Origin of the sequence: Rhodococcus cerastii (assembly GCF_033042195.1) — a bacterium.
GTDB lineage: Bacteria > Actinomycetota > Actinomycetes > Mycobacteriales > Mycobacteriaceae > Rhodococcoides.
On sequence record NZ_JAWLKF010000008.1, the window covers coordinates 41,781 to 65,184 of the forward strand.

At 64.7% G+C, this 23,404-nt stretch carries 23 protein-coding genes; 12 read left to right on the forward strand and 11 right to left on the reverse strand.

Annotated elements, in window-relative coordinates; all coding sequences use genetic code 11:
- The first annotated feature begins 27 nt into the window (after positions 1 to 27).
- A complete protein-coding gene (locus tag R3P93_RS15320) occupies positions 28 to 930 on the forward strand; it encodes an alpha/beta fold hydrolase (protein ID WP_149406588.1) in 903 nt (300 codons plus the stop codon).
- Here the strand turns inward: R3P93_RS15320 and R3P93_RS15325 are convergent.
- Genes R3P93_RS15325 through R3P93_RS15340 form a run of 4 tightly spaced genes read right to left on the reverse strand, consistent with a single transcriptional unit; the run spans position 927 to position 4,155 of the window.
- On the reverse strand, positions 927 to 1,250 hold the full coding sequence (locus tag R3P93_RS15325) for a putative quinol monooxygenase (RefSeq protein WP_149406589.1): 324 nt from the start codon (positions 1,248 to 1,250) through the stop codon (positions 927 to 929). The genes R3P93_RS15320 and R3P93_RS15325 overlap by 4 nt on opposite strands.
- 46 nt (positions 1,251 to 1,296) lie before the next feature.
- Positions 1,297 to 2,322: an NAD(P)-dependent alcohol dehydrogenase gene (locus R3P93_RS15330; protein WP_094641432.1), complete on the reverse strand. Its 1,026-nt coding sequence runs from the start codon at positions 2,320 to 2,322 to the stop codon at positions 1,297 to 1,299.
- Positions 2,323 to 2,327: 5 nt separating this feature from the next.
- Positions 2,328 to 3,110 (reverse strand): iron-sulfur cluster assembly protein, encoded by a 783-nt coding sequence (locus R3P93_RS15335; RefSeq protein ID WP_262498440.1) that lies wholly within the window; start codon positions 3,108 to 3,110, stop codon positions 2,328 to 2,330.
- A 1-nt stretch (position 3,111) separates the two neighbouring features.
- The gene (locus tag R3P93_RS15340) at positions 3,112 to 4,155 is read right to left on the reverse strand and encodes an amidohydrolase family protein (RefSeq protein WP_149406590.1); all 1,044 of its coding nucleotides are present in this window, start codon (positions 4,153 to 4,155) and stop codon (positions 3,112 to 3,114) included.
- A 153-nt stretch (positions 4,156 to 4,308) separates the two neighbouring features.
- On the opposite strand from R3P93_RS15340, the gene R3P93_RS15345 reads away from it, so the two are divergent.
- Both R3P93_RS15345 and ligD read left to right on the forward strand, forming a co-directional pair.
- Entirely contained in the window at positions 4,309 to 5,769 is a 1,461-nt protein-coding gene (locus R3P93_RS15345; RefSeq protein WP_149406591.1) for a helix-turn-helix domain-containing protein, read from the forward strand.
- Positions 5,770 to 5,787: 18 nt separating this feature from the next.
- Positions 5,788 to 6,744: a non-homologous end-joining DNA ligase gene (gene ligD / locus R3P93_RS15350; RefSeq protein WP_094641014.1), complete on the forward strand. Its 957-nt coding sequence runs from the start codon at positions 5,788 to 5,790 to the stop codon at positions 6,742 to 6,744.
- Between the two features lie 106 nt (positions 6,745 to 6,850).
- Here the strand turns inward: ligD and argG are convergent, their stop codons facing one another.
- Together argG and R3P93_RS15360 are read right to left on the reverse strand one after the other, a co-directional pair.
- Positions 6,851 to 8,266 (reverse strand): argininosuccinate synthase, encoded by a 1,416-nt coding sequence (gene argG, locus R3P93_RS15355; RefSeq protein WP_068048189.1) that lies wholly within the window; start codon positions 8,264 to 8,266, stop codon positions 6,851 to 6,853.
- A gap of 123 nt (positions 8,267 to 8,389) precedes the next feature.
- The gene (locus tag R3P93_RS15360) at positions 8,390 to 9,049 is read right to left on the reverse strand and encodes a FadR/GntR family transcriptional regulator (RefSeq protein ID WP_317533375.1); all 660 of its coding nucleotides are present in this window, start codon (positions 9,047 to 9,049) and stop codon (positions 8,390 to 8,392) included.
- 146 nt (positions 9,050 to 9,195) lie between these two features.
- Here R3P93_RS15360 and aspA point away from each other — a divergent pair, with 146 nt between their 5' ends.
- From aspA to R3P93_RS15375, 3 genes are read left to right on the forward strand one after another with little or no spacing between them, the layout of a single operon-like run.
- The gene (gene aspA / locus R3P93_RS15365) at positions 9,196 to 10,635 is read left to right on the forward strand and encodes an aspartate ammonia-lyase (RefSeq protein ID WP_149406593.1); all 1,440 of its coding nucleotides are present in this window, start codon (positions 9,196 to 9,198) and stop codon (positions 10,633 to 10,635) included.
- A 4-nt stretch (positions 10,636 to 10,639) separates the two neighbouring features.
- Positions 10,640 to 12,079, forward strand: coding sequence for an amino acid permease (locus R3P93_RS15370; protein ID WP_149406594.1), 1,440 nt, complete (start codon positions 10,640 to 10,642; stop codon positions 12,077 to 12,079).
- A complete protein-coding gene (locus R3P93_RS15375) occupies positions 12,072 to 12,956 on the forward strand; it encodes an asparaginase (protein ID WP_149406595.1) in 885 nt (294 codons plus the stop codon). The genes R3P93_RS15370 and R3P93_RS15375 overlap by 8 nt, the downstream gene beginning before the upstream one ends.
- A 45-nt stretch (positions 12,957 to 13,001) precedes the next feature.
- Here R3P93_RS15375 and R3P93_RS15380 read toward each other — a convergent pair whose 3' ends face one another.
- Positions 13,002 to 13,808 carry an MOSC domain-containing protein gene (locus R3P93_RS15380; RefSeq protein ID WP_149406596.1) on the reverse strand — a complete coding sequence of 269 codons (807 nt, stop codon included), beginning with the start codon at positions 13,806 to 13,808 and terminating at the stop codon, positions 13,002 to 13,004.
- A gap of 21 nt (positions 13,809 to 13,829) precedes the next feature.
- Between R3P93_RS15380 and R3P93_RS15385 the strand changes: the two genes are divergently transcribed.
- On the forward strand, positions 13,830 to 14,402 hold the full coding sequence (locus R3P93_RS15385; protein WP_068048205.1) for an isochorismatase family protein: 573 nt from the start codon (positions 13,830 to 13,832) through the stop codon (positions 14,400 to 14,402).
- On the opposite strand, the gene R3P93_RS15390 is transcribed toward R3P93_RS15385, so the two are convergent.
- From R3P93_RS15390 to R3P93_RS15400, 3 genes are all read right to left on the reverse strand, one after another.
- On the reverse strand, positions 14,399 to 14,734 hold the full coding sequence (locus R3P93_RS15390) for a cupin domain-containing protein (RefSeq protein ID WP_149406597.1): 336 nt from the start codon (positions 14,732 to 14,734) through the stop codon (positions 14,399 to 14,401). The two genes, R3P93_RS15385 and R3P93_RS15390, sit on opposite strands and share 4 nt — an antisense overlap.
- Positions 14,731 to 15,972, reverse strand: coding sequence for a globin domain-containing protein (locus R3P93_RS15395; RefSeq protein ID WP_188078698.1), 1,242 nt, complete (start codon positions 15,970 to 15,972; stop codon positions 14,731 to 14,733). Before R3P93_RS15395 ends, R3P93_RS15390 begins: the two co-directional genes overlap by 4 nt.
- An 83-nt stretch (positions 15,973 to 16,055) precedes the next feature.
- Entirely contained in the window at positions 16,056 to 16,658 is a 603-nt protein-coding gene (locus R3P93_RS15400; RefSeq protein WP_149406598.1) for a hypothetical protein, read from the reverse strand.
- Between the two features lie 49 nt (positions 16,659 to 16,707).
- On the opposite strand from R3P93_RS15400, the gene R3P93_RS15405 reads away from it, so the two are divergent.
- The gene (locus R3P93_RS15405; protein ID WP_149406599.1) at positions 16,708 to 18,120 is read left to right on the forward strand and encodes a glucose-6-phosphate dehydrogenase; all 1,413 of its coding nucleotides are present in this window, start codon (positions 16,708 to 16,710) and stop codon (positions 18,118 to 18,120) included.
- A gap of 146 nt (positions 18,121 to 18,266) precedes the next feature.
- Positions 18,267 to 18,413: a hypothetical protein gene (locus tag R3P93_RS15410; protein ID WP_156516122.1), complete on the forward strand. Its 147-nt coding sequence runs from the start codon at positions 18,267 to 18,269 to the stop codon at positions 18,411 to 18,413.
- Between the two features lie 67 nt (positions 18,414 to 18,480).
- Here R3P93_RS15410 and R3P93_RS15415 read toward each other — a convergent pair whose 3' ends face one another.
- Positions 18,481 to 18,687: a PspC domain-containing protein gene (locus R3P93_RS15415; protein ID WP_068048215.1), complete on the reverse strand. Its 207-nt coding sequence runs from the start codon at positions 18,685 to 18,687 to the stop codon at positions 18,481 to 18,483.
- Positions 18,688 to 18,842: 155 nt separating this feature from the next.
- Here R3P93_RS15415 and R3P93_RS15420 point away from each other — a divergent pair, with 155 nt between their 5' ends.
- From R3P93_RS15420 to ppk2, 3 genes are all read left to right on the forward strand, one after another.
- A complete protein-coding gene (locus R3P93_RS15420; RefSeq protein WP_149406600.1) occupies positions 18,843 to 20,735 on the forward strand; it encodes a lipase family protein in 1,893 nt (630 codons plus the stop codon).
- Complete coding sequence (locus tag R3P93_RS15425) at positions 20,692 to 21,309, forward strand: hypothetical protein (RefSeq protein WP_149406601.1); 618 nt, start codon at positions 20,692 to 20,694, stop codon at positions 21,307 to 21,309. The genes R3P93_RS15420 and R3P93_RS15425 overlap by 44 nt, the downstream gene beginning before the upstream one ends.
- A gap of 260 nt (positions 21,310 to 21,569) precedes the next feature.
- Positions 21,570 to 22,514 (forward strand): polyphosphate kinase 2, encoded by a 945-nt coding sequence (gene ppk2 / locus R3P93_RS15430; RefSeq protein ID WP_188078699.1) that lies wholly within the window; start codon positions 21,570 to 21,572, stop codon positions 22,512 to 22,514.
- Positions 22,515 to 23,404 lie beyond the last annotated feature (890 nt).

A 23,404-nucleotide genomic window follows, 5' to 3' on the forward strand; every position in this document is an offset into this window, starting at 1 on the left:
TTTGCCCGACAATGCGAACATGGACCCATGATGATTCGCGCAGGGGTGCTGGACGTGGCCTACGACCGCCTCGGTGATCCGTCCGGTCGTTCGGTGGTGCTGCTGCACGGGTTTCCGTACGACCCGCGCTGCTACGACGACGTCGCGAGGCTGCTCGCCGATTCCGGCTACGACGTGGTGGTGCCGTACCTGCGCGGTTTCGGTCCTACCCGGTTCGTCGACGCGGCCACGATGCGCTCCGGTGAGCAGGCTGCGATCGGCCATGATCTCCGTGAGCTGATCCTCGCCCTGGAGCTGAACGAGCCCATCGTCGCCGGCTACGACTGGGGTGGGCGAGCGGCCTGCGTCGTTGCCGCGCTGTGGCCGGAGTTGGTGTCGGGCTTGGTGAGCGTTTCCGGCTATCTGATCCAGGACATCGCCGCGGCGGTGTCGACGCCGGTGGCCCCGCACCTGGAGAAGCGGTTCTGGTATCAGTACTACCTGCACTCCGAGCGGGGTCGGGCCGGGCTCGCGGAGTACCGCGCAGAGATCGCACAGACACTGTGGACGGACTGGTCGCCCACCTGGCGGTTCGGGGACTCCGAATTCGCGGCCACCGCACCGTCGTTCGACAACCCCGACTTCGTCGACGTCTCCGTGCATTCCTACCGGCACCGCTACGGCATCGAGGTGGGGGACGCGGCCTACGCAGCGACGCAGGAGTTGCTGACCGAGCAACCGAGGATCACGGTGCCCACGGTCGTGATCGATCCGACCGAGGACACCGTCGCCTCGCTGTACGGCCGCCCGGACCACGCGGCGCACTTCGACGATCTGATCGACGTTCGTCAGGTCGATTGTGGCCACAACCCGCCTCAGGAACTACCTGGGCAGTTCGCCGACGCCATCGTGACGCTGGGCCAGGTGGTCCGGGATCGCGGCTCGAACTAGTCGACCGCGAGCTCGCCCAGTTCGTTCCAGCCGGTGCCGTCCACTTCCTGGCTGATGATCTTCGGCGTCTCCTGCAGGTACGGCGGGAGATCCTTCTGTGCCTGCTTGAAGTGATCCGAATTCACGTGCGTCGCACCGGCATCGGGGTCCTTGAAGGCCTCCACCAGGACGTACTCGGTGGGGTCGTCCAGGGTGCGCGACCAGAAGTACCAGAGGCACCCTTCCTCGGCTTGGCATGCTTCGGTGAAGTCGCGTGAGATCTCGGGCCAGTTGTCGGCGTGCTCGGGCTTGATCTTGAACTTGGCGGTGATGAAGATCAACGGTGCTCCTCGTGGTCGAAGTGATGGTTCTTGCTACTACCCGTTTTCACGGTACGAGAATCGCGCGTCCGCGAACACGTCCGTTGTCGAGGTCGTCGATGGCGCTCTGGAAGTCGTCCAACGCATAGGTCTGCGTATGCAGGTTCACCGCGCCTCGCGCGGCGAGCGACATCAGATCGCACAGGTCGTTGTACGACCCGACGAGGTTGCCGACGATGTTCTTCTCCTCGGAGATCAGGTCGATCGTCGGTACATCGATGTTCTCGCCGTATCCGACGACGTGGTAGTCGCCGGCCCGTCTTGTCATCGCCAATCCTTCTGCGGTGGAACCACCTTCGCCGACGAAGTCGAGCACCACCTCGGCACCGAACCCGCCGGTGAGCTCCATGATCTGGTCCACCTGACTGCCGTCGGCGACCACCGCGTGGTCGGCACCCAAGGTGAGAGCAAGTTTCACGGCATCGGCGTTGCGGTCGATGACGATCAGTTCAGCGGGGGAGAGCGCCTCGAGAACCTGGATGCCGATGTGGCCGAGGCCGCCTGCACCGATGACGACACACTTGTCGCGTGGTGTCAGCCGTCGGGCCGCCTTTGCCGCCGCGTGATAGGCGGTCAGGCCGGCGTCGGCGAGTGCGGCCACCGCGGACGGCTCGAGCGAGTCGTCGATCTTCACCACTGTCCTGGCGTTGGTCCGCAGGTAATCCGCGTACCCACCGTTGGTGTCGATTCCCGGGAAATCGCTTGTCTCGCAGTGCACGTCGTCGCCGGATCGGCAGGCGCGGCACAGTCCACACGTGACCAGCGGATGCAGAATCACCTTGTCGCCCTCGGTGACGTTGGTGACGGCCGATCCCACCGCATGCACCCAGCCAGCGTTCTCGTGGCCGATCGTGTACGGCAATGTGACACCCGACTTTTCGGCCCACTGGCCTTCGAGAATGTGCAGATCGGTGCGGCACACGCCTGCTCCGCCGATCTTCACGATCACGTCCAGGGGACCCTGCACTTCGGGAATCGGGACCTCGGTCATCTCCAGCTTCCGGTGGTAGCCGACAACCTGGACGGCGCGCATCGTGCTCATCGTGAATGCTCCTGTGTAGTGCGTTGTGGGACAGCGACAGTGGTCAGGGGAATGAATGCGCCCTCTGCGCGTGGGACTTGCTGTTCCTCGGCACCGGGGTAGCGGGTCTGCAGCAGTCCGCGGCAGAAGTGCGCGTTGCCGTCGATCGACACGCGGGTGGCGCGGGCTCGCCGCATCACCATCGTCAGGTCCCCGGTGTGCGGGCGGCCGGCGTGATCGACCAGCGCCGAGGCGGCCGGATCCGTGCGAAGTCCGAGTGCCTCACGGCGGCGGAGCAATGCGTTCGACGTTCGGTCGTCCGCAAGATCCCCGAGCACGACCGTCGACAGATCGTTCTCGGTCGCATCGGGATTCGCCCGCAACCATGCTTTGAGCGAGCGTTCCATCGCAGCTACGTACGCCTTGCGGCGGAACGTCGCTCGTAGCTCGTCGAGGTTCTCCTCGGCTTCGTGTCCGAAAGTGCCGCGGTAGCCGGCGTCGGCGGCAAGGCCGGCGTTGATCTTGTCCGAGTCGTGGTGATCGTCGAGCTCGACCAGCACTCGCTCGGTCCATGGCAACGCCGTCAGCACGTCCTTGGAGTCTCCCGCCATCAGATACGCGAAGTTCGGTGAACAGAACGACGTCGGCAGCCGGAGATGAACATGCACGACGCCGTCGTCGACCTCGAGGGATCGGACGAACCCGAGATCGGTGATGGGCTCGTCCAATTCGGGATCGAGGACGAGTCCGAGAGCGGCGAACGCCTCGTCGTGCCTCGACAGGGTTGCAACTACCGACACATCACACCCCCGCGAGGTCGGCGCGTTCGGGTTGACGCGGTCCGGTCTCGGTTTCGTCGGCGTCGGGCAGCTGCAGCTCGGTGGGCACCGGGATGTCGTACATCTTCGCGGCGTTGAGCCCGAGCACCTTCTTCTTCTGCTCGATCGTGATGGGCGCGTATTCGTCGAGGGACTCGTGGATCTGGAAATCGACGAATCCTTCGACCAACCACTTGGGCGTCCACAGCGCGTAGTCGGAGGAGAAGAAGATGCGGTCCTCGCCCAGCCAGTACAGCAGCTCGCCCATGATCTGCCCGAAATACTTCGGACGCGTGTGCATGAACGGAATGGCCACGGCAAGTCCGGCATACACGTTCGGTTCCTGGGTGGCGATCCAGCAGAAGTCCTCGAGCCGCGGCAGTCCGCAGTGCTCGACGACGAAGTTCAGGTCCGTGAAATCGGTGGCCACGTGGTCGACGTCCGCGACGTCGAACGCATCTCTGTCGAGCGGGCGGATGGTCGGGCCCTTGTGTACGTGGATGTTCTTGATGCCGACCTCGCGGCACACTTCGAGGTAGCGCCGCGTCCAGTCGTCGTCGAGCTTGTAGCCGCGGGAATCGCCGTTCCACTCGGCTGTGTAGAGCTTGACGCCTTTCAGCCCGAATCGTTCTGCGTCCGCGCGTAGCTGGTCGAGGCCACGCTCGCCGTTGCGAGGATCGAAGTGGTGGTTGTAGGTCAGCTTGTCCGGGTTGGCCGCAGCCAGTGTCGATGCTTCGTCGGTCTGGCCGAAGCCGCGGTGATAGAACTCGCCGAGGTGGGCCGGCTGGAAGATGGCGTGATCGACGTAGCCGATCTCGAACAGGTCGTGCATCAGCCGCTCACCGCCCTGGTAGAGGTACTCCTCGTAGCTCCACAGCTCGGATTCGGGGGACAGGTTGCGGTGGTAGTCGTAGAAGCAGTCGATGAACTGCTTGCCGTGGATGTTGCGCTGGTTCTCCGCGCGCGCATCCCACAGGGCGATGTGGGCGTCGACGATGAAGTAGTTCTCGCCGTTTTTCGTGTACATGCGGTGGGCCTCCCGAATTGCAGTGCGTGACGTGGGTCACGTTGATCTGTGCACGACGGTAGGGCTGTGGGGCCGCCTCGAGGGCCCCGCGACGTCTCAATTCGAGACGATCGGCGGGGTGAGATTGCGACATGCGAATGTAACGTGGGTCACATGGCTGAACCGGAGGGTCTCGTGCGAGCCCGACTCCACTCCGAGCCCCTCGCTGCCGTCTCCCACCGCCTTCTGGCGTCGTGGCATCGCAGCCAGCGGTACGGGGTCTCGCTCGATGAGGTTGCTCCCGTCTTCTCCGGAACGTACGACGGCGAATCCCTGTTCTATCGCTGCGGCCGGGAGGTGCTCGACGGTCTGCGCGACACGCTGGCGAACGAGCCGGTATCGATGATGCTGACCGACGCCGACGGTCTCGTACTGGATCGCGTCAGCGCGGACCGCGAGTTGCTGGCCGCGCTCGATCGCGTTCACCTGGCACCCGGGTTCTCCTACGCCGAGGATCAGACCGGCACCAACGGACTCGCACTCGCGCTGGCGGATCGGGTACCTGCGGTGGTGAAGGCGGACGAACACTACTCGCTCTCGTTGGCCGGGTACACGTGTGCGGCCGCTCCCGTTCTCGATCCACTGACCGGCCGGGTGGAGGGGTGTGTGAATCTCACGACGTGGTCGCAGTCGTCCTCGGATCTGCTTCTGGCCCTTGCCCAATCGGCGGCCGGAAACACCTCGGCGATGATGCTCGCACGGTCGCAGGGCCAGCAGCCCAGGCCCGCACCGCGCGGTGAGGTCTTCCGGGTCGAGACCGCGCACAGCGGAACAGGATCCGGCATCGTCGACGACCTCTCGCCGGCCTGGCGCAGTGCACTCGGTTCGGCGACATCGGCGCTGGCCGATCACGGTTCGGTACTGATGGTCGGCGAGGCGGGATCAGGACGAGCTACCGTCCTGGCCCGAGCGCTGCGGACATCTCGGCCCCGCGGCCGCATCCTCAGCGCCGGTGCGCCCGCTGCCCGTGACGTCGAGGCCTGGCTCGACCTGTGGACCCCCGAATTGCCGAAACCCGATACCGCCGTGGTCATCCGCGATGTCGACAGGCTGCCCGCCCGTGCGGCAGACACGTTGGCGGAACTGCTTCGTCGTGCAGGGGCAGGTGTGCCGGTGACCGTCACGGCATCGAACTACGACGACGTTCCGCATGCACTCGCCGGATTGCTGCGCACAGTCGTCGAATTGCCTTCCCTGCGACATCGGGCCGACGACATCGCGCCGCTCGCCCTGCACCTCGCGGGCCGGGTACGCGGCCGGGCCGTCAGGCTGACCACCGCCGCCGAGCGGGCGCTGCGGGAGTACGCCTGGCCGGGAAACGTCGCGGAACTGGCGACGGTCATGCATCGGGCCGCGATCCGCGCAGACGTCATCGGCATCGAACACCTGCCGCCGGAGGTGCTGTCGCACACCACCCATCGACTCACCCGCATCGAGACATTCGAGCGGGACGAGATGATTCGCGTGCTCTCGCAGCCCGGCATCACGATGAACGACGCGGCCGAGGAACTCGGCATGAGCCGAGCGACCATCTACCGCAAGCGAGACCGATACGGCATCACGCTGCGTTCGTGATCGCCTACGCTCGATCTCATGGCCAGTAGCTCACCGTCGATCGAGTTGCCGGTCGGCGACCGCATCGTACGAATCTCCAACCCCGATCGGGTGTACTTCCCCGAGAGCGGTGCCACCAAGCTGGATTTGGTGAACTACTACCTGAGCGTGGGCGACGGCATCGTGCGGGCACTGAGGGAGCGGCCCTGCATGATGCACCGCTTCCCCAAGGGTCTCGCCGGAGACAAGGTGCACCAGAAGCGCGTACCCAACGGAGCGCCGCCGTGGCTCGAGACGGTGCAGGTTACCTTCCCCCGCTACAACCGCACTGCCGACGAATTGTGCGTGACGGAGTTGGCGCACGTGGCCTGGGCGGTGCAGATGTCGACCGTCGAGTTCCATCCGTGGAACAGCCGCCGCGCCGACGTGGAGATGCCCGACGAGTGGCGCATCGACCTCGACCCGATGCCCGACTGCCCCTTCGACCGAGTGCGACGCGTCGCCGGGGTCGTTCAGGAGGTGTTGGAAGACCTCGGAGCCGTCGGCTGGCCCAAGACCTCCGGCGGTCATGGACTGCACATCTACGTGCGCATCGACCCGGCCTACGGATTCAAGGATTTACGAAGGGCTGCGCTGGCTTTCGCGCGTGAGGTCGAGCGTCGCGCACCCGAGGACGTGACCACGACGTGGTGGCGCAAGGACCGCGACCCGTCGAAATTGTTCGTCGACTACAACCAGAATGCCCGCGATCACACCATCGCCAGCGCGTATTCGGTGCGCGGAAATCAACAGGCGACGGTCTCGACGCCGATCTCCTGGGACGAGGTCGCGAGCGTCGACCCGCGCGAGTTCACGATGTTCACGGTGCCGGCCAGATTCGCCGAGTTGGGTGACCTGCACGCCGGCATCGACGACGCAGTGTTCGCCATCGACGAGTTACTCGAATGGGCGGAGCGGGACGAGCATCAGGGCTTGGTCGAGCCTGCAGAAGACTGACCCCGCCGAACTCGCAGTTATGTACGGAAATCGGCGGAAATCCCTGCATAACTGCGAGTTCGGGCAGGAGTGGAGCCTGCGGAACGACCCAGTTGCGCAAGCAGTTCTAGTCGGTACCGGACTCGATGGCGGCGTGGTCGAGTGCCGAGGAGTCGACGGAGCTGTCGGGGCCGCTTGCTGCGATGGCGTCGGCTCCGCCTGCGGGCAGTTCGCCGATCAGGTCGCCCCAAGCAGTGAGTTGATTCTGCGCGGCGTATTGCTCGAGTTTGCTGCGTGAATCGGCGATGTCGAGGTTGCGCATGGTGAGCTGACCGATGCGGTCGCCGGGGAAGAATGCCTGGCCCTGGCTGCGCTCCATCGACAGCTTCTCGGGGTGGTAGCTGAAGTTGCTGCCCTGGGTGTCGACGATGGTGAAGTCCTGGCCGCGGCGCAGTCGCAGTGTCACGCTGCCGCTGACGACGTTGCCGACCCACCGCTGCAGGCCCTCACGGAGCATCAGCGCCTGCGGATCGAACCAGCGTCCCTCGTACAGCAGGCGTCCGAGTCGACGGCCCTCGTTGTGGTAAGAGGCGACGGTGTCCTCGTTGTGGACGGCGTTGACGAGGCGTTCGTAGGTGATGTGCAGCAGCGCCATGCCGGGGGCCTCGTAGATGCCGCGACTCTTGGCTTCGATGATGCGGTTCTCGATCTGGTCGCTCATGCCGAGACCATGGCGACCGCCGATGGAGTTGGCCTCCATGACGAGGTCGACAGCGCTGTCGAAGGTCTTGCCGTTGATGCGGACCGGGCGGCCGCGCTCGAACTCGACGGTGACCTCTTCGGCGGCGATCTCCACCTCGGGGTCCCAGAACTTCACGCCCATGATGGGGTTGACGATCTCGAGCGAGGTGTCGAGGTATTCGAGGCTCTTGGCCTCGTGGGTGGCACCCCAGATGTTGGCGTCGGTGGAGTACGCCTTCTCGGCGGAGTCGCGGTAGGGGAGCGTGCGCTGGCTGAGCCACTGCGACATCTCGTGCCGGCCGCCGAGCTCGGCGACGAATGCCTCGTCGAGCCAGGGCTTGTAGATCCGCAGCTGCGGATTGGCGAGCAGGCCGTAGCGGTAGAACCGCTCGATGTCGTTGCCCTTGTACGTCGATCCGTCGCCCCAGATCGAGACGCCGTCTTCCTGCATGGCGCGGACCAGCATCGTGCCGGTGACCGCGCGGCCGAGCGGGGTGGTGTTGAAGTACGTCTGCAGCGACGAACGAATGTGGAATGCGCCGCAGGTCAGTGCAGCCAGGCCCTCCTCGACGAGCGGCTCGCGGCAGTCGATGAGCCGCGCTTGCTCGGCCCCGTAGGCCAGGCCGCGCTCGGGCACATCGGACAGATCCGGCTCGTCGTACTGGCCGATGTCGGCGGTGTACGCATACGGCACTGCGCCGTGCTCGCGCATCCACGCCACGGCCACCGAGGTGTCGAGACCGCCGGAGAATGCAATGCCGATTCGTTCACCGACCGGGAGAGAGTTCAATACCTTCGTCACGGCAGCAGCCTAGTAGGGGTCGTTCCGCGGGCTCCACTCCCGGCCTAGTAGGGGTCGTTCCGCGGGCTCCACTCCCGGCCTAGTAGGGGTCGTTCCGCAGGCTCCACTCCCGGCCTAGTCGTACTACTGATCCGGCCTGTCGGCGAGCGACTCCACTGCACCCCGGACCGCATCGAGATGCACGGTCATGGCGCGGGCTGCCGCGTCGTATTCGCCGGATCGGATGCCGTCGACGATCGCGTCGTGTTCGACGTTGGATTGCTGCTGCCGATGTGCGACGAGGTTGAGGGTCTCCGACTGCCGCGTCAACGCATCCCGAATATCGACGATGATCGCCTCGAATACGCGGTTCTTGCTCGCTCGCGCGATCGCCGTGTGGAACTGCGCGTCCAGCAGTACCCAGGCCTCGTGGTCGTCCTCGGAGCGCATCTCGTCGGCCAGACCGGCGAGCATGGTCAACTCCTCGTCGGTGCGACGCTCCGCGGCCCAGCCGGCAGCGGGAATCTCCACGTGAGGGCGGGCCTCCATGAGTTCGCGGGCGGCGTAGTTGCCGATGTCGAGGTCGTTTCCGACGCGGTCGCGAACGACGAAAGTGCCCAGGCCCGTTTTGGTTTCGGTCAGGCCGAGGGCATGGCAGGAACGCAGCGCCTCACGGATGACCGAGCGGCTGACGCTGTGCCGGGTGGCGAGCGCGGCCTCGGAAGGCAACTTCTGCCCGACCGGGAGATCGCCCGACGCGATCGCCGAGCGGAGGTCGGCGAACACCGCCTCGGCTGCGCTCATGCGGGCATTCGTGGGCGCACTGACTGCCCAGCTGTCCGACAGGTCATGACGCAATCCTAGCCTGGGGTTGACCGATGAGGTGTTCTGCGCCACACTCTACCTGTCAGACAGCCGGACAGCTGGACACCCCATCAAGGAGCGCAACCGTGGCCGATACCCGCATCGAGAAGGATCTTCTCGGCGAACGCGACATCCCGACGACTGCGTACTGGGGGATCCACACCCTGCGCGCTCTCGAGAACTTCCCCATCACCGGGCGACCGATCTCCACCAATGCGCACCTCGTTCGCGGACTCGCAGCGGTGAAGTGGGCGGCTGCGTCGGCCAATCAGGATCTCGGAATTCTCGACGCCACCCGCGGGGAAGCAATCCGCACGGCGTGCCAGGAAATCCTCGACGGCCAGTGGCACGAGGAGTTCGTCGTCGACGTCATCCAGGGCGGTGCGGGCACCTCGACCAACATGAACGCCAACGAGGTCATCGCCAACCGTGCGCTGGAAATCCTCGGGCACGCCCACGGCGAGTACAGCATGCTGCACCCCAACGAGCACGTGAACGCGTCGCAGTCCACCAACGACGTGTACCCGACGTCGGTGAACATCGCGACCATCTTCGCGGTGCACGAGCTCATCGCCTCGATGAAGGTGCTGCGAGATTCGTTCGGCCGCAAAGCAAGCGAATTCGCCACCGTCGTCAAGATGGGCCGCACACAGCTGCAGGACGCGGTGCCGATGACTCTCGGTCAGGAGTTCGGCACCTACGCGATCATGATCGACGAGGACTGCTCGCGGCTCGAAGAAGCAGCACTGCTGGTGCACGAGATCAACCTCGGAGCCACCGCCATCGGCACCGGACTCAACGCTCCTGCCGGATACACCGAATCGGCCGTCGCGCATCTGCGGACCATCACCGGTCTGCCGCTGGTGACGGCAACGGACCTGATCGAGGCAACGCAGGACGTCGGCCAGTTCGTCCACCTGTCCGGTGTGCTCAAGCGGGTTGCGGTGAAACTGTCGAAGATCTGCAACGATCTGCGGCTGCTGTCGTCCGGTCCGCGGGCAGGCTTCAACGAGATCAATCTGCCTCCGATGCAAGCGGGTTCGTCGATCATGCCCGGCAAGGTCAACCCCGTCATCCCCGAGGTGCTCAATCAGGTCGCCTACGAGGTGATCGGGCACGACGTCACGATCACGATGGCAGCCGAGGCAGGACAGTTGCAGCTCAACGCATTCGAGCCGATCATCGTCAAGTCCCTGTCCGACGGTATGGCGCATCTGAGTGCCGCGTGCCGCACCGTCGCGCATCGCTGCGTGGACGGCATCACCGCAAACGTCGATCTGCTGCGTGAGCGCGTCGAGAACTCCATCGGCCTGATCACCGCGCTGAGCCCGTATCTCGGATACGTCGAATCGACTGCGATTGCCCAGGAAGCGTTGGTCAGTGGGCGCAATGTGGTCGACCTCGTACTCGAGAAGGGGCTGCTGGCCCGGGACGAGCTCGATCGGCTCCTGAGTCCCGAGCACCTCGCCAACCTTCGAGTGGCACCGGTCGAGCATGCAGATGCTCCCGAGACGTCGACGAGGTGACGCGATGAGCACCGAGAACAGGAGTGTCGATACCCGCAAGGCCTTCACCGAGGAAGACCCCGGTTATCGAAAAGAGCTGGCACCACGTCAGATTCAGATGATCGCCATCGGCGGTGCCATCGGGACCGGGCTGTTCATGGGAGCCGGTGGCCGCCTCCGCGACGCAGGTCCGGCGCTGGTACTGGTGTATGCGCTGTGCGGATTCTTCGCCTTCCTGATCCTGCGCGCTCTGGGTGAACTGGTGATGCACCGGCCGACCTCGGGCTCGTTCGTCTCGTACTCGCGCGAATTCTTCGGCGAGAAGGTCGCTTTCGCGGCCGGCTGGCTGTACTGGATGAACTGGGCGATGACGGCGGTCGTCGACGTGACGGCCGTGGCGTTGTACATGAACTTCTTCAAGAAGTACTGGGCCCCGCTCGGCGACATCGACCAGTGGGTGTTCGCACTCGGGGGCCTGCTGCTCGTTCTCGGTCTGAACCTGGTGTCGGTGAAGGTGTTCGGTGAGCTCGAGTTCTGGTTCGCGCTCATCAAAGTAGTTGCACTGGTGACGTTCCTGTTGATCGGTACCTACTTCGTCATCTTCGGAACGCCCATCGACGGTCAGGAGCCGGGGTTGAGTGTGCTGACCGACAACGGCGGACTGATCCCCAACGGGCTGCTGCCTGCAATCGTGGTGATCCAGGGCGTGGTGTTCGCGTACGCCTCGATCGAGCTGGTCGGTACCGCTGCCGGCGAGACGCAGAACCCCGAGAAGGTCATCCCCAAGGCGATCAACACCGTCATCATCCGTATCGTCGTGTTCTACGTCGGCTCGGTGCTGCTGCTCTCGTTGTTGTTGCCGTACACCAGCTATCAGGCCGGTGAGAGTCCGTTCGTGACGTTCTTCGGAGCCATCGACGTCGAGGGTGCCGACGCGATCATGAACCTCGTGGTCCTCACTGCAGCTTTGTCCTCGCTCAACGCCGGCCTCTACTCCACCGGACGCATCCTGCATTCGATGGCGATCGCCGGTTCGGCTCCCGCATTCGCTGCGCGGATGAACAAGTCGGGGGTGCCGTACGGCGGCATCGCACTGACGTCGGTGGTGACGCTGCTCGGCGTCGTGCTCAACGCAGTGGTCCCGGCGCAGGCATTCGAGATCGTCCTCAACCTCGCCGCTCTCGGCATCATCAGCGCCTGGGCCGTCATCGTGGCGTGTCAGCTGAAGTTCTGGTCGCTGTCCAAGACCGGTGCGGTCACTCGACCTGCGTTCCGATTGTTCGGTGCCCCGTACACCGGATACGCAACGCTAGGCTTCCTGGCGTGTGTACTCGTGCTGATGGCCTTCGACAAACCGGTCGGTACCTGGACGGTGGCGTCGATCCTGCTCATCGCGCCGATGCTCATCGGTGGTTGGTTCCTGTGCCGCAAACGAATCCGAGAGGTGGCGGCGCGCAGTGAGTAAGTTTGTCGCCCTGTTGACCACCGGTGGGACGATTGCCAGTAGTCGCGACGAGCACGGTGTCTCTCGTCCGGTCGCCGGTGTCGGGGTGGATGTCGACGGTGTCGCGGTGCGTGAAGTGATGTCGAAGGACAGCTCGGCCTTGGACTTCGCGGATCTCGACACCATCCGTACGGCGGTGGCGGACGCGCTCGCCGAGGACGGATGCGTCGGAGTGGTGGTGCTGCACGGGACGGACACCATGGAGGAGTCGGCGTTGTACGTCGATCTGTTCCACGACGACGAGCGTCCGGTGGTGTTCACCGGCGCTCAGCGCACTGCCGATCATGCCGATCCGGACGGCCCCGGCAACATTGCCGCGGCAGTGGCAGCAGCGCAGTCCGAGCGGGGTGTATTGATCGCCTTCGGTGGGCGCTTGCTGCCCGCGCGTGGTGCGATCAAGAAACACACCACCGAGCTCGACGCGTTCCGCTCCGCCGCATTGCCGCGACCGAAACCGTTGCCGTGGAAGCCCATTGCCGGGGTCCGCGTGGACATCGTCGCGCTGTATCCCGGTGCCGACGGCCTGCAGATCGATGCGTGCCGTCAGGCGGGGGCGTTGGGCATCGTGCTTCAGGCTCTCGGCTCGGGCAACACCAACGCCGGCGTGGTGCATGCGGTGAAAGAAGCGGTGGCGGCTGGGGTACACGTGGTCGTCACGACGCGGGTGCCGTTCGGTGAGACCTCGCCGACGTACGGCGGCGGCGGGGGTGGACACGATCTGGTCGATGCAGGTGCGGTGTTCTCCCGGGAATTGCGGGCAGGGCAGGCACGGATCCAGTTGGCGGCGCTGATAGCAGCGGAAGCAAGTGCGATGGTTGTCCACAATTCGTTCTCGTAGACGGAAAGCCGTCTGCGAACGCACAGAGTGGACAATCATCGCGAGCTACAGCTCCGACTCTCCCCAACTCTCGACGCGTAGTTCGTCGCCCACGGTCACCGTGCCGTTCTGCAGCACGGAGAATTTCGATCCGAAAGCAACGCCCTTCTGTCGGCCGCGGCGGTAGTCACCCAGGGTGCGCAGCGGCTCGGGGCCGGTGCGCTCACCGGTTGTCTGCTCGACGGTGGTGACGGCGCACCGGATCGCCAGCTTGGTGTACGCGAGACGCGTGGGTCCGATGGTCACTTCCCGCACCTCGTCTTCCCGATGCGGTTCGTCCCAGCCGTCGACGACGATATTGGGACGAAATCGATTCATCGGCAATGCGGCGTCGAGTCGGGAATTGAGCCCGGCGAGCGTGGCGGTCGAGAGAATGTGGACTGCCGCACTGTCGGCGAATTGTGCTGAGCCGGGCGATATTCCGTCGGTGATCCGGCCGAGGTCGCGCGGCGCGGCGACGAGCCTCGACGGTTCTCCGATCACCTCGGTCAGCCAGCCCGCGACCTCGTCGCCCTGATCGATGCCCCGCATCGGCGCGCGGAACATGGTGATGTCGCGCGACTCGGAGTCGCGGTCGATGGCCACGGTCACCGAACCGATCGATGCGTGGTCGAGCGTCAGCGACCCGTCCGTCACCGAGCATCGAACGACCGCGAGGCCGGGGTCGCTCCGTTGACTGCGAAATGCGCCGTCGGCGTCGACGATCATGAATGCGCGATCGTGCTCGAGGCCGGTAGCGCTCACGTGGGCAGAATCCAACGCTGCACCTGCGCATCCCTTGACTGGGTAGGTCAGCAGAGACGACACGCGCACTCGTCGAGGATACTGGGATCCATGACTCGTGCGCTGTTGGTTGTGGATGTGCAGAACGATTTCACCGAGGGCGGCGCGCTGGCGGTGGCCGGCGGTGCGGAGGTCGCGCGCAGGATCAGCGCGTACCTGGCGCGCCAGGGCGACGACTACGACCTCGTGGTGTCCTCGCGGGATTGGCACGACGCGGAGGGCGACAACGGCGGGCATTTCGCCACCGATGCCGCACCGGATTTCGTCACCACGTGGCCGGTGCATTGCGTGGCAGGCACGGTCGGTGCCGAATACCACCCCGATTACGCGACCGGTTCGGTGGACGTGCACGTCTACAAGGGGCAGGGCAAGCCGTCGTACTCGGCGTTCGAGGGCGTCACCGAGGATGGGACACCCCTGGCCGAGATACTCGCCGCCAACGAGGTCACCGACATCGACGTCGTCGGGCTTGCGACCGACTACTGCGTGCTGGCCTCGGCCAAGGATGCCGTCGCCGAGAAATTCGACGTCCGCGTCCTCACCGACCTCGTCGCCGGGGTTGCTCCCGAGACCTCCGCCGCGGCCCTCGACGAGCTGAGAGCATCCGGCGCTTCGGTGGTCTAGGCCGACGCGACCACCGTCGTCAACAGCACGGCTGCGTCGGTCATGGCTCGCAAGGAGTGCGGTGCTTCGGGGACGATCAAGAAATCGCCGGACATTCCGCACCACACATTGCTGCCGCTGACCAATTCGACCCGACCGGACAGGACATGCACGGTGGCCTCTCCTGGGTTGTTGTGCTCGGACAGTTCGGCACCGGCAGCGAGCGCGATCAGTGTTTGTCGGAGAGCGTGGTCGTGGCCCCCGTACACCGCCACCGCCGCCCGACGCGACGAGGCGGCGGTGGCTGCCGCGATCTGCGTGCCGACGAGTGCGTCGAGCGGAACCTTCTTCATTCGGTCACGGTGACGGGAGACCACAGGTCCGGCCCGAACACCTCGTAGGAGATGCGCTCCGGCGGTACGCCGCGCTGAAGGGCCGCGAGCCGGACGGCGCGCAGGAACGGCAACGGTCCGCAGCTGAGCACGTGGGTGTCCGCGGTGAAGGCGATCCGGTCGAAATTCATCAATCCGGTGAACGACGTCGAATCGTCCGCGTCGACGGTCTCGTACCAGGCGTGATCGACGACGTCGTCGAGTGCTTCGGCCGCAGTGGCGATCGCCTGTCGCAATGCGTGGTCGGCGCGGCTGCGGTCCGCGTGGGCCAGTATCAGCTTGCGGCCGGGCTGGGTTCGAGCGAGATGCTCGACGAGCGGCAGCACGGTGGTGATTCCGGCACCGGCCGTGGCGATCAGCAGCGGTCCTTCGCCGGTAGGTACTCCGAAATCACCTGCAGGACCGCTCACTTCGAGAATGTCGCCGACGTCGACGGCCTCCTGGAGGTGAGTCGAAACCTGCCCGGGCGGACCGTTCCGTACCTGTGCCACCGTGATCTGCAGGCGGGTGTCGGATGCGATGGACGAGACGCTGTACTGACGCGGCTGCCGCGTGCCGTCGGCGAGGTCGACGAACACCGTGACGTACTGGCCGGCCGCGAGTGCGGGAAGGGGAGCGCCGTCCGCGGGTTCGAGGACGAGCGAGACCGTGCCGGGGCTTTCCTGCGTGCGCCGCATCACGCGATACGGGCGCAGCGGATTGTGGGGGTCGATGTCTGCCGCTGCGTAGAGGCGCGCTTCGGTGGCGATGAGCTGCGTGGCGAACAGCCAGTAGACCTCGTCCCACGCGGCAGCGACGGCGGGAGTGACGGCAGCGCCGAGGATGTCGGCCACGGCACCGAGCAGGTGTCGGCCCACGAGGGTGTACTGCTCCGGGGTGATACCGAGGGTGATGTGCTTGCCGGCGATGCGGCGCAACACCGGCTCGAACGACGGTGCGTCCGGGTCGATCAGTTGCACGGCGTAGCCGACCACCGACGCGGCCAGTGCCCGACTCTGCTCTCCGGTTTCCTGATTCGCGCGATTGAACAGACGCCACAGCTCGGGGCGTTCGCCGAGCATCGACTCGTAGAAGCGGGCGCTGATCGTTTCGGAGTGTTCCGCGACCACACCGGCAGTGGCTCGGACGACGGCCTCGGCAGCGGGAGACAGAGCGGGGTGGGTGTCGGACGAGGGGCGGGGTGGTGCAGTGAGGGTCACGTCACCACCCTGGCCGCTGCGCTGCTGTCGCAGCAGCCCTTTACGTCCCGACGTCGAGGGACCTTCGTCCCTCGGGTGGCTTTCTAACTGTCGATCGTCGTGGTGATGGAGGTGACCGACGGTGCCGCCGGGGTGCTGCCGAATCCGAATGTCACCGGGGGAGTGACGGGGGTGAGCGATCCGAGGTCCTCGCCCTGCCACGATGCGGAGACGTCGGTGACGCGATGTTGGTGCCTGGCACCGTAGTACTCGCGTCGGCCCCCGCCTGCGCTGCCGCGGGTGCGGACTCCGCGCAGTACGACTCGGGCGATGGGGTCGCTGATCGCGCAGAACCACGGTGCCGTCGACACCGCGTCGGGCACGATGCTCAATGCGCGACCGAGCACGGTCGGCCCGGCGACGCGGATCCTGATCGACAGGTCACCGGCCTGCACCGATCGCCATCCATTCGGCTCCGCGGCGAAGGTCACCGGAACCAGTTCGGTGGAGTCGAATGTGTATGTGGCGGTGACGAATTCGCGCACGTCCTCGTTGGGGGCTATCAGCAGGCGCTGTCCGTCCGCGAACTGGACCATGACGTCGGTGAATTCTCCGAGCGGCGACCGCGTCCAATGCCCGACGACGATCCGCACGCCGGACGTCGTACCTACCCCGTAGATCTCACCGTGAAACCGTGATCTGGTCATCACACCGACTGTAGCCATGCTCGGCCCGGGTCGGTGCATAGTGGAGGTCATGGCGTCCTCGCAACCCACTGTATTCGTCCTGTTCGGCGCAACCGGAGACCTCGCGAAGCGAATGGTCCTGCCGTCGTTCTACCAACTCCATATCGAGGGCCTGCTGCCCGAGAAATGGGTCCTGATCGGCAACGGCCGCAAGGACACCTCCGACGACGAGTTCCGCGATCACGTCCGCAGCGTCCTCGACGAGTTCGCCGAGAACGTGGACGACGGCGATTGGTCCGAATTCTCCGAGCGAATCCGCTTCGCGGGCAACGGCTTCACCGTCGATGACCCCGGTAAGTTGCCCGAGGTCGTCGCCGAGGTCAAGAAGGACATCGGCGACGATGCCCAGCTGGTGCACTACATCGCTCTGCCGCCGAGCACCTTCGTCGATTACACGAAGGCCCTGGGTGCACACGATCTCGCCGAGGGTTCCCGGGTGGTCTACGAGAAGCCGTTCGGCACCTCTCAGAGCAATTTCGAGGAACTCGACAAAGCCGTTCACGAGGTCGTCGAGGAAGAGCAGGTCTATCGAATCGACCACTTCCTGGGCAAGGAAGCGACCCAGAATCTGCACGTGCTGCGGTTCGCGAACGGCATGATCAGCGGCATCTGGAACTCCGAGCACGTTGCGCAGGTGCAGATCGACGTCCCCGAGACCCTTGACATCGACGACCGCGCCGAGTTCTACGACGAGACCGGTGCCGTGCTGGACATGCTCGTCACGCACCTGTTCCAGGTCGCGGCCGAGGTGGCGATGGAACCGCCGGCGTCACTGAAGGCCGAGGATCTGCAATCGGCTCGGGAGACGGTGATCGGGAAGTTCCGGGCGCTGGACACCGACGAGGTGGTTCTCGGTCAGTACGACGGTTACCGCGACGTCGAGGGAGTCGACGACAATTCCGAGGTCGACACGTTCGTGGCGGCCAAGCTGTGGGTCGACACCGACCGCTGGCGTGGAGTGCCGTTCCTGCTGCGCACCGGAAAGATGCTGGGTGTCGGAGCGCAGCGGGTGTCGTTGGTGTTCCGCAAGCCCGCCGACAGTCCGCTCACCGAGCTGCCCGAGGACGGGGCGGTGCTGTCCTTCGATCTGTCCGGAGACGGCAGCATCGACATCGCCATGACGGTGAAGGAGCCGGGCCCGGATTTCGATCTGTCGGTCGGCCATCTGGCGTTGCCGCTGAAGTCGGTGCCCGACGCGGAGCCGCTCAGCCCCTACGCGCGCCTGATCCTCGATGTGCTCAGCGGAGACCGATCGTTGTTCACCAGGCCGGACGGTCTGGCGCACGTGTGGGATGTCGCGGCTCCCTTGCTGAGCAACCCGCCCGAGGTGAAGAGCTACGAGCCCGGTTCGATGGGACCCGCCGAGGCGGACGCGCTCGCCGCACCCTGTGGTTGGTTGATCACCGGGAAGACCGAGGGCTGAGTCTGCATCGCGTTTCGGGGCCCGAAACAGTCGGTGGGTCCTTTTTGTCCGAAACGATGGACTGTACCGAGTTGCCGACGATATGTTTCTGACGCTCTTACATCACCCGTCAGACCCCCTCGACGTTTCTCGAAAGGCCTTTACCCATGTTCTTGGACCTCATCACCGATCTCCTGCCCATCCTCGGTGGCGGCGAGGAAGGTGGCCTCGGCGACCTCATCACCGGCGGACTGCTCGACGGCTTGCTCGAGGGACTCCTCGGAGACAGCACCGGTAGCTTCGGCTCCAGCTAGATTCGGTACAGATCGGCCCCGCGTCTCTGATCAGAGGCGGCGGGGCCTTTCTGTGTCCGTCGCCGGGTCACGGCCGGAGCGGCATCAACATCAACCCCGCCAGGTAGATCAGCACGACGGTGCCGCCGGTCAGGACCGTGCCGGCAACGGTGGCGAGGCGGACGATGTTGACGTCCCAGCCGAAATATTCGGCAACGCCGCCGCATACACCTCCGATCATCTTCTGCGAACTGGACCGGGTGAATTCTCTGGGGGAACCGCTCTCGAATGTCATGGTGAAAAGTCTGCGTCATCAACGCCTTTCGGCGCATCGGGGATATCACCCATATCTACCCCGACAAACGGATCCGTTTGCGTTCCGAGGTGTTCCACGGACCTCGATCTGCGAATCCCTGCGCCCGTAGCCGTACCTGACTTACGCTGTGCGCCATGCGCCGTCGCCTGGGCAAGGCATCTTCTACCACTTCGATGCTGTTGACACTCGTCTTGGTGCTCGCGGCGTGCGGTCGCCACTCGGATGAGCCGTCGACGCCGGAACAGCCCGTGTCGCAGGACACCTCGGTGTGCAGTGGTCCGATGGGTGTCGGTTCGCAAGTGCCCGAGGGTGCCGGAACCGGCGATCTGATCAAGTCCGAGCCGTTGAATCCCGTCGGCAAACAAGCCGAAGGGTTTCCGGTACGGGCGACAGTGTGGCGAATTCTCTACGTGTCGATGGGCGTCGACGAGACCGATCTGCAGTTGGTGTGCGGCATGGCGGCGATTCCCGAATCCGGTCCCCGGGTAGTCGATGGAAAGGCCGACATTCTGGCCTGGTCACATGGAACGGTCGGCTTGGATCAGCGGTGCCTTCCATCGAGCAGCCCCGAGAAGCTGTTCTGGGGACCGATGCCGGGCGGAATCGGCGCGGTAGGGATCGGGAACGAACTCGGCGAGTACGAAGGAACGCCCGACAACGGCGCACTGCAGTACGCGCTCGATCAAGGATGGTCGGTTGCCGCAACGGACTATCAACCGAACGACACCTATGTCGTCGGCCGGGTCGCGGCGGCAAATGTCCTCGATTCGGTACGCGCACTTGCCCAACTGGTCGAGGAGCAGCATGCGGACTCGGAGAAGATCGATACGTACGAGATGGTGACCTGGGGCCATTCGCAGGGTGGTCATGCCGCGCTGTGGGCCGGGCAGATGGCCGACACGTACTACTCCAGCACCTCGCCGTCGAAGCCGACTCCGACGACCGAACTTGCCGGCGTCGTCGGGTTGGCTCCGGCCTCCACTTTCGTCGCCGCGCCCGGTTCCGATGCCCGAGGCTTGGCGGATTGGGAGATGCACAAGACGATCGAAGTTGTCGGATTGCCGATACCCGCGCTCGAACTGCAGATCGGACCGGCGCTGTTCTCCTACATCTTCGGGTCGTGGTCCAACTTCGCGACATCTGTGCCGATGTCGCCGGACGCCGCACTTCCGGCGTTCCCCGGGACCGGTGCGATCACTCCCGACGCCATTCTCACCGCTCAGGGGCAGCAGAGCGTCCGGACGATCACGTCGTTGTGCCTGGAAACCGAATCGAAGAAGGTACAGGCAGCGACCGCTCCGTACCGGGATGCGCGAACGAATCAGATGCTCGTGCAGTCGATCTGGAATCTTCCCGACCCGTACACGGTCGGTGAGTACTTTCCCGGTGGGCTCGACGCGGCCTGTGCCGCGCCGCCCGACGAAGGCATCGGTGCCTGGTGCGATTGGATCACTTGGAACATGCCCGGTCCGCGTGGAACCAGCCCGTACCCCGAAGTGCCCATGTCCGAGGGAAAGCCCGTCCCGATCTTGATCGGCCAAGGCATGGACGACTCGATCATTCACTGCATGCCGGCAGAGGACGCAAGCGTGTCCGTTGTTCCGCCGGCATCGGACTGCATGAGTTCGGCGCTGTTCGACGACTTGTCGCCGTACTACTGCGACGCCTCCGGGCCGGTGTCCACTCTGCATCTTCTGGCCTACCGGAAGGACGGGTCGGCAAGCCCCGCCAGTCACCTGTCGATACCCGGACAGTTGTCGGCCGCCGACCTCACCAGAGACGGAACACGGACTCGTTTCGCCGGCTCCCCCGTGCAGGAATTCATGTCCGGGGCCTTCGCGTCGAGTCTCACGCCCGGGTGCGTCGAAACCGTTGTCAACTCCTGGATTCGGGCAACCGAGAGATGGAGCCCGTCGCATCACCGAACCGGTCGGTCACCCGGCCCTCGACAGAAAGCAGGGCCTCGCAATGAAACTCCTCGCCGTGACCGCGCTCGCGTTCGCCACCGTGGCGCTCGGTGCGTGTAGCTCGAACAGTGCCGACGAATCCTCGTCCCCTTCGGCCACCGCCGCGTCGTCGACCACTCAGCCGGCTTCGTCGACGACGGCAAGCTCGGTGACGCCGCCACCCGAGCGCACCGGCAGTGCCGACGCGACCAGTGCCTCCGCGATACCGACCACGCAGCCGGAGGGACCGAACAACAGTGCCGAAGCTCAGCTGAAGTACCTCTGCTCGACGGGTGAAGCGGACCGATCGCTGTGCGAGCAGTCGCGATACCCCTATCCGGCGTCCGTGGACAATGCATCGTCGGCAGCCGAGGCTCAGCTGAGGTACCTCTGCTCGACCGGAGAAGCCGACCTCGCGTTGTGCGGGCGGTCCGGATATCCCACGCCGCCTGCTGACTCCGGCATCTCGAACGCCTCGGCCCAACTCGAGTACCTGTGTTCACTCGGCGATGCAGATCCGGATCTGTGCGCCGCATCCGGATACCCGGTTCCACCCGTCCTGGACGAGGGGACCACAGCAGCGGACGCGCAACTCGCCTACCTGTGCTCGACGGGAGAGATGTCCGAAGAGATCTGTCGGAAGGCAGCGGCGTGAAGCCGGCTGCTGTTCGATCGGGGGCCGGTATCGATCGAATTGGACCGTTCGCCGATCGATCGGTGCCGTACCAAGGTCCTGGACTTTTCTGACTCGAGCGCTGGACCTGGTTGTTCCTCGGTAGCTACGGTCGGTGTTCGACGCCACCGATTCCGTTCCGTCCCCCTTGCGGAGCGGTATCGGGGGCGCTGAAACCGGATGCATCGGGTGTTCACCGAATCGCCATCGGTCGGTCACCGATGAGCACTAACTTTCGGCACATGACCGACAATGATCTGCGCAACGGTGAGGCTCCACGCACGAACCTGAGCGACTTGCTCGACATCACCAAGGCGGTAGATCTTGCCGACACCTCGGGCTTCGCCGTCGACGACTCCGATGACGACGATCCGATTCTGCTGACCGTCCCCGACGGCCACGTCGTCGACACCTGGCGCGAGAACTACCCGTACGACGAGCGCATGACGCGCGCCGAGTACGAGCTCGAGAAGCGTCTGCTGCAGATCGAACTCCTGAAGTTGCAGATGTGGACCAAGGAGACCGGGCGACGGCACGTCATCGTCTTCGAGGGCCGAGATGCCGCCGGTAAGGGCGGCACGATCAAGCGATTCATGGAACACCTCAACCCGCGCGGTGCGCGTGTGGTTGCGCTGGAGAAGCCGTCGGCGCGCGAGTCGACCGAGTGGTACTTCCAGCGTTACATCGCACACCTGCCCGCGGCCGGGGAGATCGTCCTGTTCGACAGGTCCTGGTACAACCGGGCGGGCGTCGAGCGTGTCATGGGTTTCTGCACCGACGAGCAGCACGCCCACTTCGTTCGCCAGGCACCGCTGTTCGAGCAGATGCTCGTGGACGACGGCATCAGTCTGACCAAGTTCTGGTTCTCGGTGTCGCAGCACGAGCAGCGCACCCGTTTCGCAATACGGCAGGTCGACCCGGTGCGGCAGTGGAAGCTCTCGCCCATGGACCTCGCCTCGCTGGACAAGTGGGATGCGTACACCGCGGCGAAGGAAGAGAATTTTCGCGCCACCGATACCGATGTCGCACCGTGGACGGTCGTCAAGAGCAACGACAAGAAGCGGGCTCGCATCAACGCGATGCGTTTTGTGCTCAACAAGTTCGACTATGCCAACAAGGATCCCGAGATAGTCGGGGAAACAGACCCGTTGCTCGTGGGCCGCGCGAAAGACGTGATCGGCGAATAGTTTTCACTGCAGAACCGGTTAGATTTCCGGTGAACCGTTGCGGCACCATCTTTCCGGGGTCTCGAGTTGACACCGGGTGCTGCGCCGAACCTTAGCGTGCGGTAAGAACGAGGGAGGTCGTATTACCTACGGCTGTACGTACACGCGAGCATCAGGAGTTCTCATGGGTTCAGTAGCACAGTTCATTTCCGACATCGCTTCGGGAGTCTACGACGGCATCGTCGACGCGATCGTCGATCAGATCGTCGGCGTGCTGACGTCGGGTAGCGCCGCTTAATCGTCCGTAGCGCGTCGCGGTCGCAGTCGGGGGCGGCCGCGACGTCTCGGCACCGTCACCGTTTTGTGATATCGCACCAAGATTTTCGACTTTTACTGTCATTTCCGTGTACACAGCGTGACCTTCTGAGGTAGAAATCTTCTTGCAGAGATCATCGCGTGACACAAGTCACAGCAGATCTGCACACCCCCCTCGATGAAGGAGCAGTTCCATGTCCGCTGAACTCGGTGACCTTTTCGCGATCCTCCTCCAGCTGTTCTCCGGTATCAGTTCCTCTTCGGACTGACGTACCTCGGTTCCGTACCGTCGGCCTCGGTTTCGTGAGCACCCGGTCGGAGCCTCCAGCAAGGTCCACCCGCGACATCGGCGCGGTATTCGTGATGCCGGTTCGGCATCGAATCCCACTCTCTTCAAGGAGAATTCATGGAATTGCTCGCGATCTTGCTTCAGCTGCTCGCGCTGGGTAGCTCGGAAGGTAGCGGCTCGGGCACCGTCGAGATCCCCGGTCCGTCCATCTGATCCACGACCATCAGCCGGGCTCGACGCGACGTCGGGCCCGGCTTTCGTGGTTCGAAGTAGTTGGATCGGTCGAGAAGTCCTGCAAGACTCGATG

Excerpts from the sequence above, each read along its gene's own strand:
- R3P93_RS15320 (WP_149406588.1), top strand. The coding sequence starts at position 28 with ATGATGATTCGCGCAGGGGTGCTGGACGTGGCCTACGACCGCCTCGGT.
- R3P93_RS15330 (WP_094641432.1), bottom strand. The coding sequence starts at position 2,322 with ATGCGCGCCGTCCAGGTTGTCGGCTACCACCGGAAGCTGGAGATGACC.
- R3P93_RS15340 (WP_149406590.1), bottom strand. The coding sequence starts at position 4,155 with ATGTACACGAAAAACGGCGAGAACTACTTCATCGTCGACGCCCACATC.
- R3P93_RS15345 (WP_149406591.1), top strand. The coding sequence starts at position 4,309 with ATGGCTGAACCGGAGGGTCTCGTGCGAGCCCGACTCCACTCCGAGCCC.
- ligD (WP_094641014.1), top strand. The coding sequence starts at position 5,788 with ATGGCCAGTAGCTCACCGTCGATCGAGTTGCCGGTCGGCGACCGCATC.
- R3P93_RS15360 (WP_317533375.1), bottom strand. The coding sequence starts at position 9,049 with ATGAGCGCAGCCGAGGCGGTGTTCGCCGACCTCCGCTCGGCGATCGCG.
- R3P93_RS15370 (WP_149406594.1), top strand. The coding sequence starts at position 10,640 with ATGAGCACCGAGAACAGGAGTGTCGATACCCGCAAGGCCTTCACCGAG.
- R3P93_RS15385 (WP_068048205.1), top strand. The coding sequence starts at position 13,830 with ATGACTCGTGCGCTGTTGGTTGTGGATGTGCAGAACGATTTCACCGAG.
- R3P93_RS15390 (WP_149406597.1), bottom strand. The coding sequence starts at position 14,734 with ATGAAGAAGGTTCCGCTCGACGCACTCGTCGGCACGCAGATCGCGGCA.
- R3P93_RS15400 (WP_149406598.1), bottom strand. The coding sequence starts at position 16,658 with ATGACCAGATCACGGTTTCACGGTGAGATCTACGGGGTAGGTACGACG.
- R3P93_RS15405 (WP_149406599.1), top strand. The coding sequence starts at position 16,708 with ATGGCGTCCTCGCAACCCACTGTATTCGTCCTGTTCGGCGCAACCGGA.
- R3P93_RS15410 (WP_156516122.1), top strand. The coding sequence starts at position 18,267 with ATGTTCTTGGACCTCATCACCGATCTCCTGCCCATCCTCGGTGGCGGC.
- R3P93_RS15415 (WP_068048215.1), bottom strand. The coding sequence starts at position 18,687 with ATGACATTCGAGAGCGGTTCCCCCAGAGAATTCACCCGGTCCAGTTCG.
- R3P93_RS15420 (WP_149406600.1), top strand. The coding sequence starts at position 18,843 with ATGCGCCGTCGCCTGGGCAAGGCATCTTCTACCACTTCGATGCTGTTG.
- ppk2 (WP_188078699.1), top strand. The coding sequence starts at position 21,570 with ATGACCGACAATGATCTGCGCAACGGTGAGGCTCCACGCACGAACCTG.